This window comes from Zooshikella ganghwensis DSM 15267, from assembly GCF_000428585.1.
Taxonomy (GTDB): Bacteria; Pseudomonadota; Gammaproteobacteria; order Pseudomonadales; family Zooshikellaceae; genus Zooshikella; species Zooshikella ganghwensis.
The window spans coordinates 1-16,409 of sequence record NZ_AUAF01000114.1; the positions used below are offsets into that span (position 1 = coordinate 1).

Below are 16,409 nucleotides of genomic sequence, written 5' to 3' on the forward strand. Positions count from 1 at the left end.
AGAAAGCCTTGAAACCATGCTTCCTTGGCCTTACCAAATCGCTCAATAGCAACCCAATCATCTGCTCCACACAACGCAGCACAAATCGTAATAGTAATGATATCAACCAACGTATGACGACGATGGCGTTCAACTCGAGGGTCGTCTAAGTGACTAAAATGATCTGCAATTGTATTATTTTTTTCCAATGTGATGCTCTAAGTCAGTTGCTAATCATCCTATTATACTGATTTTGTTGTATTTTTATATGCGATTGCCCTGGCAATGACCCCCCTCGATTAATGGGCAAGAGAACTGGCATTATCTATGCCAAACGTAAAGATGGTTATGAGTTCCCTATTGATATTTCTATATCAAATATGTTAATGGGTGCTCAACATTACGCCATAGCTGTTATCTATAACCATTAATATATCGAGCTTATAGTCTAATACATTAATATACCCAAAACGAATCATTTTTAGGGTTTTTTGTCAGCACTTTTGCCCACTAAGGATGATGGGCATGCAGTTTATGCATAATGACATGGATGTCATATAGTAGAGCAATGCAGGAGCTATTGCCCAGGGGCTTCATCACTTGACGGCCGCATCCTTGTGCCCTTGGGGTATAAAAACCCTTCGTTTTGGGTATATCTACAGTACAATTTCTAAAAAACAGATTAAAGGCATTATTTCAATGGAGCATCAATATTATATTTTTCATAAAAATAAGTTACTCTTCCTTCAACAACCATTTCTTTTATAGCGCTATTAAGCAATTTAAATTTATCAGTATTTATTGATTTCTTAGACATCCCATAGTAATTTCCAATCTTTTGAACATATTTATAGTTTGCATATGCATAATTACTATAATCGAGTTTCGCCAGTGCAGACTCTATAGCATCTGTATCCAAAATAATCATCACAGAAAAACGATTTTTTACAATCATTTCAGCCATATTCTTATCATCAAGGGCTACTACTTTTCGGATTTGCCCATCCTTGTCAAATTTAGGAAAATACGCTGTTCTCCGTTTTACTCCAATTCTAAACTGATACAAATCATCATAGCTATTAATTGAGCTTTCCATACCTTTTGTGACCAGAAAGTGAATATCCTTTTGTTGGTAACCAATTGGCCCCAGGTATAGAACATATGGTTCCCGCTCTTTGGTTTTTATCGTCCTCGGTATTATATCAATCCTACCATGTTTCAAGTCTTCTAAACTCCTTGGAAAAGGAGCAAACCTCCAGCTTATTGTATAACCAATTTTTCCAGCCGCTTCTTCCAATATATCTCTCAATGGCCCATAAAATGTGTTGGTTTTTACAACTCTTACCATTTCTGGTGGCCGGTGCCTATAATCAGCATATAACACCTTTGCTTCTGCCCAAAGCAGTCCAGAGAAAAAACAACCGATCAAAATCACCACTATTCTGTTCATTGTAGTACTCTAGAAAAAATTCTTCGCAGTGGATATATACTTAATAACTATCACATTTGATATCTATTAATAATTGCCTGATAGGCACCATCCTCTTTCATATCTTTTAAAGCTTTATCAAGTTGATCTCTAATATTGGTTAATTTTCTTTTTTTTGAAAAAGCAATATAGCTTGGAGTACTTTGAAGTGGTGGGTTCAATTCTTTAACTTTATTTTGGCTTCCTAACTCCGTCAATATGTATTTTGCGCCATGCTGATTACTCACAACTATATCAACTCTGCCAATTAATAGCATTTGAAAATTACTCTCACCAGAGTTGGAAATCATAATGAATTTAATAACATCATCCTTTAAAGCTCGATCAAAAGTATCCCCATAGCTCACTTTTCTTACTACTCCAAACCTATATCGTGCCAACGCCGTTAAGTTACCATCAAACTTAATAGGATGTTTTTTTAGTGTATACAAAGATATAACCTGATTAATGAGCACTTCATTAGAGTAATCCGCAAATAGCTCCCGCTCAGGCGTTTTAAAAGCTGTAAATATAGCATCAGCATCCCCCATTTTGATTTTCTTTATTGCTCTTGCCCAAGGATGTATTTCAATTCTGATTGGTTGGTGTATTCTTCTAAATGCTTCTTTGACAATATCAACAGCAATACCTTTTACAGTATCACCGTCTTTATACTCATAGGGGGGGTATTGTAATGTGACTAACTCCAGCTCTTCACGAGCCGATAAAGTACCAATCAATAGACACTTCAACACACAAAAGTAAAGCCATATTACTTTACACATTACTCAAAAAATGTATTTATTTATTGATAGTTTAACATTGATTTTTTTATCCAGTCTTCACTACTCATTTTTCTTTATTCTTGATCGAACTGATCTCTGATACTACCTAAGTTATTTTTCTTAGAAAACCCAATGTAACTTGGAACACTATCAAATGGTGTAACGACTTTTATCACTTTCCCCTTGAGTACTTTCTTATTTTGAGCAAGTGTATAATCACCTACATAAGTATTCGATGGTACAATATCAATCCTACCCGCCAAAAGCTTTTTAAAGTTTGAAAGAAGATTTGTAGCAGAGCTTAGATTTAGATTAGACTTAATACCATCAAACTTTTTTCCGTAACTAATCGTTGAGATCACGCCTATTTTATATTTTTTAAGAACCTCAAGCTCCATATCTTTTCCCTGATCAATTGATGAACTAGCATTTATATAAAAACTCAATGTTTGTGGTACAAAAATTTCCTGAGTAAAATCTATGAACTGTTCTCGTTCTTTATTCTTATATATGGTAAAAATAGCATCAGCTTCACCATTCTTGACCATATTTAACCCCCTTGTCCAAGGCAATACTTTAATACTTACCTTGCGACCAAGTTTATCTGAAATACGTCTTACCGCATCGACTGCAAATCCAGTTGGTTCTTTGTTATCATCGGTATACGCAATAGGAGGAAACTCTAAGGTAACGAAATTTAAATCGTCTGCTTTTACACTAAAGCTATATATAAGAATAAGTACTAAAAAAAAAGATTTCATAATCCACCCTCTGGCACTGATACACTTCAATATCCTAATGTTAGTACAAAGACTTCATATTTTTTATACCCATTTTATACGCTTAGCGAATCCATTTTAGGATTTGTTGTCAGCGCTCTTGAACACCAAGGATAGTGTGAATGCTGTTTAAAGGTAGCTTAGAAAACGGCTTTTGCCTCATCATAGACAACTGTTGTTATTTCCTTTAACCGTTCTCATTACACTATCAGCAGTAAGCTTGAATGTTACAAAGATGTCAAGGCCCGCACTTTTAAGTCCTTTAGCTGTCCAGCTATTACAGGTATTCATCATATAGTAATCACCCTCACCTTCATAAAACTGACTATCTCCATATATTCCCTGCTTAAGCGAGACAACCTCTTCCTGCTTATTTCGAGCAAAACTATGGCTAATAAAATGTATAAGCGATTGAAAATCTTGTTCATCTAAACAAAGTTTTTCAATATCACTGCCTGAAAAAAAGTTTTCTATATCATCTGGCACAGCAACAACATGAACAACTGATCCAGAAGGCCAAAATATTGCTTTTAAAGTAATACCTGTCGTGATTTCTTTTGCTTGATAGAATCCTTTATCTCCCCAACCTATTTCTAAGTAAGGAGTTTCACCAAACCGTTCCACCAAAGCAGGCATTTTGGACTGAAGCTCTTTGGCAGGAACGACAAACCCAGAATGCCAACCATTACTCACTAAATAAACAACATAAGACCGTTTCAACGACGCTCGAACAAGATTACTCTTTTCAACATGTGGATTATTACTGTGTTGGTAATTAATAACATATGGCTTTGAAGAACAGGCGGCCATTAACATAAAAACACAAAACAATACACCATATTTCATTATATTATTGCATACAAGCATTCTGCGCCTATACCTGAATTCTGAATAGTAAAAAAAAGAAAACACATGTTAGCTTTTTATCAAACCCTATCGAATACCAGTCAAAAAACCTATACTCATCATTTTGGGTATACGTCACAACATTTTTCAAATGTATTTTGTTATCTCGCCTTAAATTTTTTAAAAAATAGATATTCGTGATGGGTGTCAATTATTAAATATGCACACAAACAATTTCTTTAATTTTTTCTTAAACTCTTTATAAGAATTAATATTCATACCCATACTAACACTAGCAAAGTATAGCTATGCTGGTGGGTATATATACCTCCTTCATTGAAGGTATTATAAAGTAATAAAGGAGAAGTAATGAAAACCTTAAAGACATTTGTAACTATTTTCGCTGTTCTATTTCTAATATCCTGCACATCTGCCCGTGTTCACAACATTGAAGGTGGCGTATTACCCACCACCATGCAAGGTTACCCTTACCAGTTACACAAAGTAAGAAGCGCTATTGTTCGGGCTTGTCAAACACGAGGTTGGAACCCATCTATACAACGTGATGGTAGTATCATCGCCACAATCAATGTCAGAAGCCACTATGCTAAGGTGCACATTACTTACAATAGACGTTCTGTAAATATTCGTTACATGGATAGTCGTAACCTTAAGCACGCTAATGGCAAGATTCACCGAAATTATAATCGTTGGGTAAATAAGCTTTACCACACGATCAACGATCAATTGACAAGATAAGGAAGCAAGATTGAATCCTGAAACGCATTCAGGAGAGTGTGTCAATGTAATAAATTAATTTGTTCTTCCCACACGCAGTAGCAGACCATCCCAGGTCTCTACTGCAGGAGGAGCAAATTAATTCAAGCATTGTATGAGCACAACCGATAATCACCACAAACGCTTTTTATATGCCATTGCCCTGTCTTCATTCCTCACCCCAATCACCTATTAATATAGACTCATGGAACTTCTAATATAGACTCATGGGATTGCGTCACTCGATGGCCGCACCTAAAAACCATTCGTATTGGGGATATTAATCGATATGACAGCAGATTATTTTATTCGTATCTTGTCCTTGCCAGTGGTAAATTTCCACTTGGGCAGGGTCACAGCCACAACAGCCTTTTTGACACCCGACATTACCTGTTATTTGAATGACACCTTTACGCAACCAGTGTTGCAACATACCACGTAAAGCATCAGCAGGTGTCGAAAAGTGCTGGCTCAGTTCCAGTAAAGAAACTGAGCCACGCTGTTTAATGTAGTTTCTTAAATCAAGCAACATGGTTTAATCCACTACTGATTCGGCCTGATAACTTAACTCTTCTCTTTGACTTTGAGCGTAATATCGCATACCAAACAAAGTAGTTAAAAATGCGATAACTAAGCCTAATGACCACATCAGCGAACTTTCCGGATGACTAGCAAAGGTGCTTATTTGGTAGTAAACACCGGCCACCGTGTAAGCCATGAGAAGTGTCCATAAACTTACAAACAAAGACCATCGGCCACTGGTTTCTCGATAAATAGCACCAATCGCAGCAACACAAGGAGTGTAAAGAAGAATAAATAGCAGATAAGCAAATGCTGCAGCAGAACTACCAAATAGCGTTTGCATAATAGTATAGGTAGAAGTGCTGACTTCTTGCTCCTCAGCAGCCGTCTCCTTATCATGTGTCTCACCAATATTAAGTCCTAGTGGGTCAACCCATGCACCTACTGCATCTGACAAGTTTGCTGGTACTGTCGCAAACGCTTCCTGAATACCACCCAGCAAATCATATTCAGCACTTTCTGCTTCGCTCTCACTTGAACTCATTTGGGTGTACATTGCATCCAATGTCCCTACAACAGCTTCTTTAGCAAAGATCCCCGTAAAAATGCCTACCGTCGCTGGCCAGTTTTCTTCTGTGAGACCAATAGGTTTAAACAAAGGTGTTATTTGTTGTCCAATTTGACTTAATAAAGAGCGCTCTGTATTTTCATTTCCAAATGAGCCATCAGTACCAATAGAGTTCAACATACTTAGCACCATGACCACCATCACAATCATTTTACCGGCTTTGGTAATAAATGAACGGAGTCGATCCCAAGTCCGAATACATACGGATGTAAATGAAGGCATGTGGTAGTCTGGTAGCTCCATAATAAAGTGAACGCTCTCACCTGGAAGCAACGTTCTCTTCATCAATAGTCCAGTAGCGACAGCTGTTGTAATACCAATGAGATATAAGGCAAAAACAATGTTCTGGCCATTATCAGGAAAAAAAGCAACAGCAAACAGTGCATAAACCGGCAACCTGGCTCCACAGGACATAAAAGGCGCCATAATAATCGTTAAAAAGCGATCGCGCTCATTTTCCAAAGTGCGGGCAGCCATTACCGATGGCACATTACAGCCAAAGCCTATTAACATAGGTACAAAAGACTTCCCTGGTAGCCCCAAGTAGCGCATTAACCGGTCCATAACAAAGGCAGCACGTGCCATGTAACCAGAGTCTTCCAGTATTGATAAAAATAAAAATAAACAACCGATAACGGGTATAAATGTCGCTACAGTTTGAATACCCCCGCCAACACCCTGTGCCAACAATGTATTTAACCAGTCTGGCGCACTGATAGATGACAGAAGATAACCCACACCATCCACAAATAGCGTACCAGCCAAAATATCAAACAAGTCAATGAACGCGCTGCCAATGTTGATGGTGAACATAAACATGACATACATGACCAGCAAAAAGATGGGAAATCCCAACCAGCGATTTAAAACCGCTCGATCGATTAGCTCTGATACATGTGCACTAGCTGGGCGGGTTGTACTAATTGTTTGCTCAGCCAATCTAGCAATATGCTGATAGCGATCATTAGCAATTAAAATATCCAGATCTTCTTGCTGGCTTTCTATAATTTCTGCTCGATGGCGTAGCAACAAGTCATGTGTTGTATGATCTAGACGAATGGGTAATGCCAGCTCCCCTTCTAATAATTTTATCGTCAGCCAACGTCGAGAAGTGGATGCTGATAATTCAACTGATGTCTCAGCAAGCTGCGGTTCAATTGCCTCAATCGCTTGTTCAATGGGAGCGCAAAAGGAAAATGTTGGGGGAATAGATTTTGGGCTAGCAAGGTATTCATTAATGGCCTGTTTCAGCTCAGTAATACCTTTTTTTCTGCTGGCAACCACAGGAACAACAGGACAACCCAGTAGCTCAGCCAGTTTGGCACAATCAATCTGCTTACCATCACGACTAAGCATATCCATCATATTTAACACTACTAGCATGGGCTTACCCATTTCCAGCAGTTGCAGTGTTAAATACAAATTCCGTTGGAAATTAGCGGCATCAATAATATTAACAATCAGATCAGCTTCATTAGAAATGACATAGTCTCGGGCAATCTTTTCATCCAAAGACACTGTTTCATCAATGACATCCAGCGAATAAGTGCCAGGCAAGTCAACCAGCTCTATGGACTGCTCATTAAACCTATACTGTCCGGTTTTCTTTTCAACCGTGACACCAGCCCAGTTACCAACCTTCTGTCTCGCCCCAGTCAGCGCATTAAATAGTGAGGTTTTACCGCAGTTTGGATTACCCACCACACACACTGTTGCCTGCGAATGCTCCGCTACAGTCATGAACTCACCTCCACTGTAACAGCCTTTGCCTCAGCTCTGCGTAAGCTCAGCTTAAAACCACGCACTTCCAACTCCATGGGATCTCCCAGCGGAGCAACACGTACTAAGGTTAATGAGGTTCCAGGAATCAACCCCATAGCTAATAACTGTCGTCGATAGGCAGGATTGTCATTACTAATTGCCAATACTGTAGCGCTTTGCCCTACAGAAAGGTCTTGAAGGGTTGCTGTGTCCATGCTGGGCTGAACTCTTTACTAATTAATGAATGATACTGCTCAGAGCCAATACAAATAAGAATATAAGAACGAATGAGAATCACACGCATCAAAAGACCCAAAAAATCTGCCCGACAATGAGCAGAAATAGAACTTATGATGCTGCCACTTTAGCAAAGCCATGAATAGCCATATTGATACGTATCAAAGAAATGCTATTCATTATCATTTCGCTAATATACAGGAGAGCGTACAACAAATCACTTATTTTTTGTAATGTTTTTAAGGGGAGAAAAAAACACATCCTTGTGGCCTGGAGGGCTTGAAAAAGCTCTACTATTCATAGAGCTGTAGCGTGAGAATTGCTATGAGAATAATTAACGCTTAGCGATTCGCCTTGATATCCGGTAACCTGCCAACAAGACTAATAAGATGCCAATCAAAAAAACCACACTGGGCTCTGGAATAGATAAAGGACTTAACCGAGCAAAGGTATATAACGTGGTACTGGCATTTTCTGCAGTAAAGTAATTAGGCCCAGGTTCAGCGGAAGTACCTGTTTCATCAAACGATGAATAAATCAGCAGCTCATGAGGGAGTCCATCAATTAATAACTCAATAAATACGGGAAATCCTCCTTCTGTAGTGAGTAAAAAAAAGTCATCACAAAAAGATCCTCTTGGGTTACCAAAAATACAAAACCCAGGATCATTAAAGGTTTCATTAAAAGCCAGGTTGAAAAGACTAATTAACGTAGTACCTTCTTCACCAGCAGGAACTAAATCATCCGCTACATCCGGACTGGCAAGTAAGGCAAGTGTTAAGTCAACTAAAGGAATCAACCCTAAACTACTATGATTAACAAATACATCCGACACAGGACCATCAGTACTCGATAAACTTAACGCCCCTAATATTTGAGCTGACAGTAAAGTGGCTGCAGTAGGATTAAGCACATTATTGTTATGGACCAACTGAGAGATTTTCGCTGGTGAACCATCAGCACTCATCGCAATTTCATGGTAACTGGTTAATACCATTGAGCTTTGCAACAAATCAGGATTTATCCCAGACTCATCAGATGGTTCACCCCACACCAAAGAGCTCACCGTTGCAGTGCCACCTTCAGCCACAGGATCAGTCACAATGACAGCAGGAGGACCTGGGTCTGGCGTTAACGCAGGATTTTGAAAAAAACCACTGCTCGGCACCAATTCCAGCTTCAGCATCGTAGCCTGTACAGCCACCGACAACATAACTGTCGTGCTACATATCAGCATCACGACATACGACATTAGTCTCATGGAATTTCCCCATTTCAGTACGCAATAGAAACAAGAAAGTCATGAGCACAAAAAATGCCATAAAATAAAAATCAAAGTGAAACAAAACCTTAATTTTTGAGCTTAAATTCACTCATTTCATTATTGAAAAAAAAACAGACAAACAAAAAAAAGGGGAATGACTCTCCCCCTTCATGTTAAGACACTAAAATCTTCACCGTAAGTATATGACTTACTGTTTTTTTCTTCGTCTTACAGCTAAACCTCCTACAGCACCCAATAGACATGTGAGCATTATCCCTATACTTGAAGGCTCAGGAATAAGTGTTAAACGTGCAAATGTGTATAAATCAGTTGCAGCAACCTCCGGCGTGTAATACAAGGGACCGGTTTCAATAGTTGAGCCATCTGCATCAAATGATGAATAGATAAACAAATCATGTAGCTTATCATCTATATACACATCAAAGTGCAGTGGAAAGCCTCCATCGGTCATCAAACTAAAAAAGTCATCGCAAGTTGAGCCGAATGGATTTGGAGGATCACAAGGCACAAAGTTAGGCGTTTCAGTAAAGCCTATATCAAATAAACTAATAATGGTTGTAGCATAATCAGCTGGAGGTACAATATCATCTGGTACATCAGGGTCTAATACCAAACCAGCACTCAATAATCCTAGTGGTACATCTCCACCTGGTGTTTTCAGGAAAATATCTCCTAATACACCCATGCTACTGCTAACCGATAAAGCACCTAGAATTTGTGCAGTCCCTAAAGTTGCAGCCGTTATACTTACAACATTATTATTATGTGTAAGAATTGATAGCTCATAGGGGTCACCTAAGGTATCAATTGAAACAGATTTATGACTTACCAAGTCCAGATTACTTTGCTCAAGCCCAGGGTTTAACCCGCTTAAATTAGAAGGTTCTCCCCAAAATAATGTGCTACGCGTATCCAGACCACCATTAAATGCAAAATCATTGACAATGGTTGCAGGTGGAATACCTGGAGCTGTAACAACAGGGTTTTGAAAAACGCCGGTATCATCTACCAACGCAAAATCCAAAAACCCAGCTAATGCAGATTGCGCTGCGAACGCAGAACAACCAATTGCAGCAGATAATGCCAGTGCCTTAAACTTTTTCATCAACCCCTCCCATCAACACAAAAAAAATACCCAAAAGCAATTCTCACTGGCTAAGAACGCATGGATAATGCCAATTTATTTTTCTTTCTATTTTTCAACCAGATACTAAAAGCAAACCACTTAAAACCATTTAGTCACATTATTTTTGATAAGCATTCAGAACACAATATTTATTACCCACAGCTTCAAATCATCAAAAAAACATCCCAAAAAAGCCAAGAACAATCTTAAAGCAAACTTCTATTTTTAATAAAATCTAAATATAACTTTACTATTATTTTCATAATCTATTTGTTTTTCTAAAGTTATAAAATTATTACTTTAATAAACCTGTAGTAAAACCTTTCTATGTCCTCAACAAAGAATAAAAATAAGGACATTAGCCCCATGAATGAGATATTTGATTATGTGATAGTAGGCTCTGGTGCTGCAGGGAGTGTACTTTCATTCTACTTAACCCAGGCCGGTGCCAGTGTCTGTTTAGTTGAAGCTGGCAAGTCATTTTCATCTGGTGAATACCCAGTAGATGAGTTAACCGCTAACAGTCAGCTTATGTGGCATGGTGGAGCTGATCTGAATACACAAGCCAATCTGATTTTATTGCGCGGCAAAACGGTAGGCGGTGGTACCGTGATTAATCAGTGTTTGTTAGATCATTTTGACACGTTTGCCTGGAATCTGTTTAAGCAAGCTAGCAATGTTTCCTGGTTCACCAACGAAATAATGCATCCACATTACTTAGCGATAGAAGAACAACTCTCAATTCAAACCATTAGCCAAGCTCACTGGAATAATAATGCGAAACTCTATGCAAAAAGTTTCGATAAGCTGAAGCTGAACTATGCGCCGCTGCAACGAGGACAATCTTACTGCAATAACATGGACTGTATTGTTTGCCTTGGTGGCTGTAATCGAAACTCGAAGCAAAGTATGCCAGCCACTTTTCTTAAGCTGGCTTTGCGACAAAAGCTCAAGTTAATCAGCCAGTATCATGTGAAAAATATTATTCCAGGAAAAAGCATAATTTCCATTTATGGAAATCATATAACTGGACCTAAGGTTATTAATGCTCGCCACTGTATATTGTCTGCTGGTGCATTAGGTACTACCGAAATTCTTTTACGCACAGGTTTCGCTAACAAACTGCCAGCCCTTGGTAAAGGTTTTTATTGTCACCCTCAGTTTATGTATTTAGCCCAATGTAAAGATCCTGTCGATGCACATATAGGTAACTTTCAAGGGATTAAATCCACTGATGTCCGGTTTCGTAAACAAGGCTTTAAACTTGAAAATGTATTTGCTCGCCCCATTGGTATTGCACTACTAAAGTCCGGTTATGGTCTTGACCATCAACAGTTTATGCAAAAATTTCGCTATTTAGCCTGTATCGAGGTTGCTATTCGCGACGAGTGCCCTGGTTTTATTACGCTGAAAAATAATCGGCTTGCTATCCATAAAATATTGGGAGATACCGATAAACAAAAAGTGAATAGTGGAAAGGATGTCGTTTTTGAAATGTTTAATCAATTAAATGTATCACATAAAGAGCAACCAACTTATCCAATTGGCCTACACTTAATGGGAGGTTGTGCTATAGGAAACAATAGCCATTCATCAGTGGTAAATGAACGATTTGGGGTATGGGGTGAGCCACGGCTGTCTATTGTAGATGGTTCAATTTTTCCTATTGCGCCAGGTATTAATCCCTCATTAACCATTATGGCGCTTGCCCATAGAGCAAGCCAATACCTGCTGAGACAACATACTCAATTACAGAAGACGACTAATGACATCCAAATATCTACAGCAACATCAACTGAATACGCTTAAAAAAATGGGTGACATTCTAATTCCTGGTGATAATAGTCTACCCAATTTCTCCTCAACAGGTTGCCTATCTCAAATTGATACTGTTTTACAGGCAACACATCCAGACGATGTAAACGCACTAAGAAAGCTATTAACCGTACTGTGCATAATGCCTAAGCAAGTATTGCATATATTGTTACCAGGAATTTTAAAACTAGCCAAATTACCTGGTATATTGGGAACCCCTTTCAGGCAATTTGAGTTTGCTACAAAAGGGCTTCTTATGTCGTTATATTATTCTGGATTATCTACAGATTTTAATGAATACAGTAGTGTTCACAGCAAAATTGGTTATCAGGTCTCCCCTCCAAGACCTATTGAAACTCCCCTTAACGTTAAAAGACAAGAAGGCTGACAATAAAGCCCTATCATCATTCGTTAACGGTATAGTGAAACTAAATGCTCGACTAAGGATAGCTTAATGTTTCAATATTCTTCTTCCACAATGACTCAAGATGGAACATCGTTATCACCTGAACAAGCGCTTCAACACGCTCGACTGACTTTCCAAAATAATCAGGTTTATTCCATCAAACAACGCATTACAGAAGTTAAACGTGTTATTGAATATATTCGTATAAATCGAGAAAGTATTACTGACGAGTTAACACAAGCAACAGGTAAAACACGCACTGATGCATTAGTATCTGAGATTTTGGGGGTATTGGATAATTTACATTGGAATTGTGCTAATGCTAAACGTATTCTAACAGAAAAAAAAGTGCACACCCCAATTACACTTCTTGGTAAATCATCACGCATTCGGCATGAGCCCTTTGGCGTTATTTTATTAATTGCACCCTGGAATTATCCACTACATATCAGTCTAACTTTTGCTATTGGGGCTTTTTTAGCAGGCAACTGCGCAATTATAAAACCCTCAGAACATACTCCAATGCCAGGTTTACTTGAGCGTATTTTTGCTTCTGCACCTTTATTAGCTTCTTGCATACAAGTCATTTATGGCGATGGAAAAACTGCCCAACAATTAATTGATGCCAAACCCGATAAAATTTTCTTTACTGGCAGCACCGTGACAGGAAAGAAAATTCTGCGACAAGCCAGTGAACACTTAATACCCGTTGACGTTGAACTCGGCGGCAAAGATCCTATGATTGTTTTTGAAGACGTCAACATCCAGCGCACTGTGGCTGGAGCACTATGGGGAGCAATGACCAATGCCGGTCAGTCTTGTACATCAGTAGAATTACTTTATCTACAACGTTCAATTTTTAACCCCTTTATCACTCAGTTTAAACAAGCAATGGAAGAGTTAGTTATAAACACAGGTGACCAGGGAAATGCGGATGTCGGTGCTATCACCACAAACTTTCAAGCAGAAATTATTCAAGAGCACTTAGAGGATGCTAAACGTAAAGGTGCTAACTTATTTAGTGTGGGGCAGGCTATTTCTGCGACAAGCCGACTGATTCCCCCTACCTTGATCACGGATGTCAGTGAAGATATGCTCATTGTGCAAGAAGAAACATTTGGCCCTGTTGTTTGTGCTATTCCTTTCGATAGTGAAGATGAAATAATCCGTTTAGTGAATCAAAGTCCCTACGGTTTAAGCGCAAGTGTGTGGAGTAAAGACCTTAAACGCGCACAACGTGTTAGTCATGCCCTGCAAACGGGTGCAGTTTCTATAAACAATGTTATGTTGACGGAAGGTAATCCAGCCTTACCATTTGGCGGTGTTAAGGAAAGTGGCTTTGGCCGAGGTAAAGGGGAAGAAGGCTTATTAGCTTTTACCCGTAGTAAAGCCATTATCATTGATAAACAAAGCTCAAAAAAAGAACCCAACTGGTATCCGTATACAATAAAGAAATATCAATTATTTAGTGAGCTAATTGATACACTATTTAACAATGACTGGTTAAAATATATAAAGCTGGCATTAGTAGGTGGTAAGCTCGATAAAACGTCACAGCAAGCTAGAGGTGATTAAAAAAACGTATATACGTAACCCCTTCCCCCTCGCTTAGAGCACTAGAGGGGGATATCAAAAAATAACAAAGTAATGCTGGTTAACGGTAGCTAGACATAATCACACACTTCGGACAAAGAGTATTTTTGAATATTGGGTACTTCGGCATGTTCTGAAGGATATCCAGTGACCAATAAAAGATAAGGGCGTTCATCTGATGGCCGCTGTAAAATGGTATTAAGAAACTTCATTGGGCTAGGGGTATGTGTCAACGTTGCAAGCCCAGAATAATGTAAGGCTATTATTAACATTCCACATGCAATGCCTACAGATTCAGCTGTGTAATAGTTTTTCTGTTTTTGCGCATCATGATAAGTAAACTTCTTAAGAAACACTGCAATCAAGTATGGTGCTGTTTCCAGAAAAGGCTTGTGTTCATCCGTACCTAAAGGCGCTAAAGCGTGCAACCACTCCTCAGGTGCACGATGTTGGTAAAAAGCTTTTTCTTCAGCTTCAGCTGCCAGACGAATTTCTTTTTTGACAGTTTCATTGCTAACTACAACAAAATGCCAAGGCTGCTTATTAGCGCCACTGGGAGCAGAACCAGCGGATAAAATCGCATTATCAATAATTTCCCGTGCAACGGCTCTATCTGAAAAATCCCTGACTGTACGACGCTGCTTAATAAGTTGGTAAAACTGACGAGAACGCAGCAGCATGTCTTCAGGGGAGTACTCTGTAAACGTCAAAGGGATAAATGGTGCAGGCTTCATCAGTCAATTCCTTTTGGGTATAGTTTATCCATTTTTTGATTAGTATATACCCTTCACGAATGATTTCTAGGTTTTGTTATCTTCACTCCTCACCCCAATCACCTATTAATATAGGCTCATGGGACTTAGTCACTCGATGGCCGCACCTAAAAACCATTCGTATTGGGTATAGTGAGTAACAAAGAAAATGCCCAAATCAGTTGCCCAGCGAAATATTCAAGCTGTCTTCTATGCTAATACATCAATATACTCCACTTTTTCGCCCGCCAGCTCTAATTTATTGATCCAGTCATGGGCCAATGCGTCAGGAGCACCCGAGACACCAGCACTAATATCACCAGATAACACAGACTCTACAGCAAAGCTGACAGGCAACTAAACAAGCCTAGACATTGCGGATACATCTGTTGCACCTGCGGCATCGATGAAGTAACTCCTGTGCCAAATTGTCTGAGCTTGCTTTACCACCTTGAGCTCAACACTAAACTTTTGATGATAAATAATTTAAAAAAGAATAACGATTAACTGGATTAGCCAAACTTACGAGATCCTTAATGCAACAAGTCTGCATTTTGGCATTATCGAGCATCAGCCCAGGATACCATTCTAAATCTGTATTCTTATCTAAAAAGTGACTCGTAACACTTTTATTATCAGATAAAAGTGCAGCTAAACTTAAATTGAATATTCCTGCACCTACTCCTAACAAATCATATTGTTGTTCCATCTTACTCCCCTTTATATTTAGATGCTTTTAGCTGCTTCAACAAACCATTTTCTTGAAAATGACAACCTAGACAAAACCAGTAACAAATAAACAAATACAGCTATACAAAGACTTAACAAATACCCAGTATCACCAAACTGCGACAAAATAAATCCTGCAACCATTGGATAAAAATAAACGCCTACAAAGTAACTCAGTGTAAAGAATGAAAGAACATCATGCCTATCATTTTCACTAGATACCTTAACGGCATATGTCTTTATGAGTGGATAGGCAAGTCCATACGATGTACCTAAACACACTGCACTCACAAAATATAAAATACTATTTGAACTATTAAAAATCATTACCAATAAACCAAACAGCATAAGACAAAGCAGATAAGGCATAGGGCTTAATGGATTTTTGCTAGTCAATACCCCGCCTAAAACTATTCGGCATAAACCACAGACAAAGAGTATGAGAAATAAAATAAAGAAAAGTTTAAGCTTCTATTTTCAGCATATTCTGTCTGAAAATTCATCATAGTGGAAAATACACAAGCCCCTAAAAAGACCATAATGAATGGAAATATAGCTTCTGTTTTTGTGATTTTAAGGTTTATGCCTTTAATCGATATCCTCTCACTCAAATTAGCTTCTATTTGAAATAGGCTCTATATGGATTCCTAGGGGGTAGCATATAATACAACCAAAGATGTATTATGCACGTCTATTTGGGTAAATTAAGTCAGTAATAAGCAAAGAATGATCAATATCAAACAACTGGTAAATGATGAGCAATGCTACCAGTTTATTCGTCAGAGACGTTGGCCTGATGGCGTCAGCTGCCCTCACTGCCAGTCTCAACAAGTAGAAGGCAATGGTAATCATCAAAAGCAAATTGCCCGAAAACGTTATCGCTGCCTAGCGTGTCATCGGGGATTTGATGACCTAACTCTC

The 16,409-nt window shown here is 38.7% G+C and carries 19 protein-coding genes; 5 read left to right on the plus strand and 14 right to left on the minus strand.

Going from position 1 to position 16,409, the window contains the following annotated elements; translation table 11 throughout:
• The 5 genes from F607_RS30600 to F607_RS30610 all read right to left on the minus strand — a co-directional run.
• Window positions 1–188: transposase family protein (locus F607_RS30600; protein ID WP_038291850.1), on the minus strand; the 188-nt coding region annotated here is incomplete at its 3' end.
• Window positions 189–670: 482 nt separating this feature from the next.
• Complete coding sequence (locus F607_RS0119280; RefSeq protein ID WP_038291851.1) at window positions 671–1,429, minus strand: substrate-binding periplasmic protein; 759 nt, start codon at window positions 1,427–1,429, stop codon at window positions 671–673.
• 50 nt (window positions 1,430–1,479) lie between these two features.
• Window positions 1,480–2,187 carry a substrate-binding periplasmic protein gene (locus F607_RS0119285; RefSeq protein ID WP_211233675.1) on the minus strand — a complete coding sequence of 236 codons (708 nt, stop codon included), beginning with the start codon at window positions 2,185–2,187 and terminating at the stop codon, window positions 1,480–1,482.
• A gap of 119 nt (window positions 2,188–2,306) precedes the next feature.
• Complete coding sequence (locus F607_RS30605; protein WP_038291854.1) at window positions 2,307–2,993, minus strand: substrate-binding periplasmic protein; 687 nt, start codon at window positions 2,991–2,993, stop codon at window positions 2,307–2,309.
• Window positions 2,994–3,173: 180 nt separating this feature from the next.
• Window positions 3,174–3,857, minus strand: a complete 684-nt coding sequence (locus tag F607_RS30610; protein ID WP_211233676.1) for a TIGR02117 family protein — start codon at window positions 3,855–3,857, stop codon at window positions 3,174–3,176.
• A 369-nt stretch (window positions 3,858–4,226) separates the two neighbouring features.
• On the opposite strand from F607_RS30610, the gene F607_RS0119300 reads away from it, so the two are divergent.
• Window positions 4,227–4,616 (plus strand): hypothetical protein, encoded by a 390-nt coding sequence (locus F607_RS0119300; protein WP_027709398.1) that lies wholly within the window; start codon window positions 4,227–4,229, stop codon window positions 4,614–4,616.
• Between the two features lie 298 nt (window positions 4,617–4,914).
• Here F607_RS0119300 and F607_RS0119305 read toward each other — a convergent pair whose 3' ends face one another.
• The 5 genes from F607_RS0119305 to F607_RS0119325 form a co-directional block, all read right to left on the minus strand.
• On the minus strand, window positions 4,915–5,166 hold the full coding sequence (locus F607_RS0119305; RefSeq protein WP_027709399.1) for a FeoC-like transcriptional regulator: 252 nt from the start codon (window positions 5,164–5,166) through the stop codon (window positions 4,915–4,917).
• 3 nt (window positions 5,167–5,169) lie between these two features.
• Window positions 5,170–7,524, minus strand: a complete 2,355-nt coding sequence (gene feoB / locus F607_RS0119310; protein ID WP_027709400.1) for a Fe(2+) transporter permease subunit FeoB — start codon at window positions 7,522–7,524, stop codon at window positions 5,170–5,172.
• Window positions 7,521–7,760, minus strand: coding sequence for a FeoA family protein (locus tag F607_RS0119315; protein WP_027709401.1), 240 nt, complete (start codon window positions 7,758–7,760; stop codon window positions 7,521–7,523). The genes feoB and F607_RS0119315 overlap by 4 nt, the downstream gene beginning before the upstream one ends.
• Before the next feature lie 356 nt (window positions 7,761–8,116).
• The gene (locus F607_RS0119320) at window positions 8,117–9,043 is read right to left on the minus strand and encodes a hypothetical protein (RefSeq protein ID WP_133296012.1); all 927 of its coding nucleotides are present in this window, start codon (window positions 9,041–9,043) and stop codon (window positions 8,117–8,119) included.
• Between the two features lie 211 nt (window positions 9,044–9,254).
• The gene (locus F607_RS0119325) at window positions 9,255–10,172 is read right to left on the minus strand and encodes a PEP-CTERM sorting domain-containing protein (protein ID WP_027709403.1); all 918 of its coding nucleotides are present in this window, start codon (window positions 10,170–10,172) and stop codon (window positions 9,255–9,257) included.
• Window positions 10,173–10,559: 387 nt separating this feature from the next.
• Here F607_RS0119325 and F607_RS30615 point away from each other — a divergent pair, with 387 nt between their 5' ends.
• The 3 genes from F607_RS30615 to F607_RS0119345 all read left to right on the plus strand — a co-directional run bounded on the left by F607_RS30615 (window position 10,560) and on the right by F607_RS0119345 (window position 13,989).
• Complete coding sequence (locus F607_RS30615) at window positions 10,560–12,002, plus strand: GMC family oxidoreductase N-terminal domain-containing protein (protein ID WP_051311645.1); 1,443 nt, start codon at window positions 10,560–10,562, stop codon at window positions 12,000–12,002.
• Window positions 11,959–12,396 carry a hypothetical protein gene (locus F607_RS0119340; RefSeq protein WP_027709404.1) on the plus strand — a complete coding sequence of 146 codons (438 nt, stop codon included), beginning with the start codon at window positions 11,959–11,961 and terminating at the stop codon, window positions 12,394–12,396. Before F607_RS30615 ends, F607_RS0119340 begins: the two co-directional genes overlap by 44 nt.
• A 66-nt stretch (window positions 12,397–12,462) precedes the next feature.
• A complete protein-coding gene (locus F607_RS0119345; protein ID WP_084611331.1) occupies window positions 12,463–13,989 on the plus strand; it encodes an aldehyde dehydrogenase family protein in 1,527 nt (508 codons plus the stop codon).
• An 89-nt stretch (window positions 13,990–14,078) separates the two neighbouring features.
• On the opposite strand, the gene F607_RS0119350 is transcribed toward F607_RS0119345, so the two are convergent.
• The 4 genes from F607_RS0119350 to F607_RS0119365 all read right to left on the minus strand — a co-directional run bounded on the left by F607_RS0119350 (window position 14,079) and on the right by F607_RS0119365 (window position 15,941).
• Window positions 14,079–14,741, minus strand: coding sequence for a nitroreductase family protein (locus F607_RS0119350; RefSeq protein ID WP_027709406.1), 663 nt, complete (start codon window positions 14,739–14,741; stop codon window positions 14,079–14,081).
• 228 nt (window positions 14,742–14,969) lie between these two features.
• Window positions 14,970–15,116 carry a hypothetical protein gene (locus tag F607_RS34230; RefSeq protein WP_157365539.1) on the minus strand — a complete coding sequence of 49 codons (147 nt, stop codon included), beginning with the start codon at window positions 15,114–15,116 and terminating at the stop codon, window positions 14,970–14,972.
• A 106-nt stretch (window positions 15,117–15,222) separates the two neighbouring features.
• Window positions 15,223–15,468 (minus strand): SidA/IucD/PvdA family monooxygenase, encoded by a 246-nt coding sequence (locus tag F607_RS0119360; RefSeq protein ID WP_027709407.1) that lies wholly within the window; start codon window positions 15,466–15,468, stop codon window positions 15,223–15,225.
• A gap of 17 nt (window positions 15,469–15,485) precedes the next feature.
• Window positions 15,486–15,941, minus strand: a complete 456-nt coding sequence (locus F607_RS0119365) for an MFS transporter (protein WP_084611332.1) — start codon at window positions 15,939–15,941, stop codon at window positions 15,486–15,488.
• Between the two features lie 273 nt (window positions 15,942–16,214).
• Here F607_RS0119365 and F607_RS0119370 point away from each other — a divergent pair.
• On the plus strand, window positions 16,215–16,409 hold a 195-nt coding region (locus F607_RS0119370), incomplete at its 3' end, for a transposase (RefSeq protein WP_027709409.1).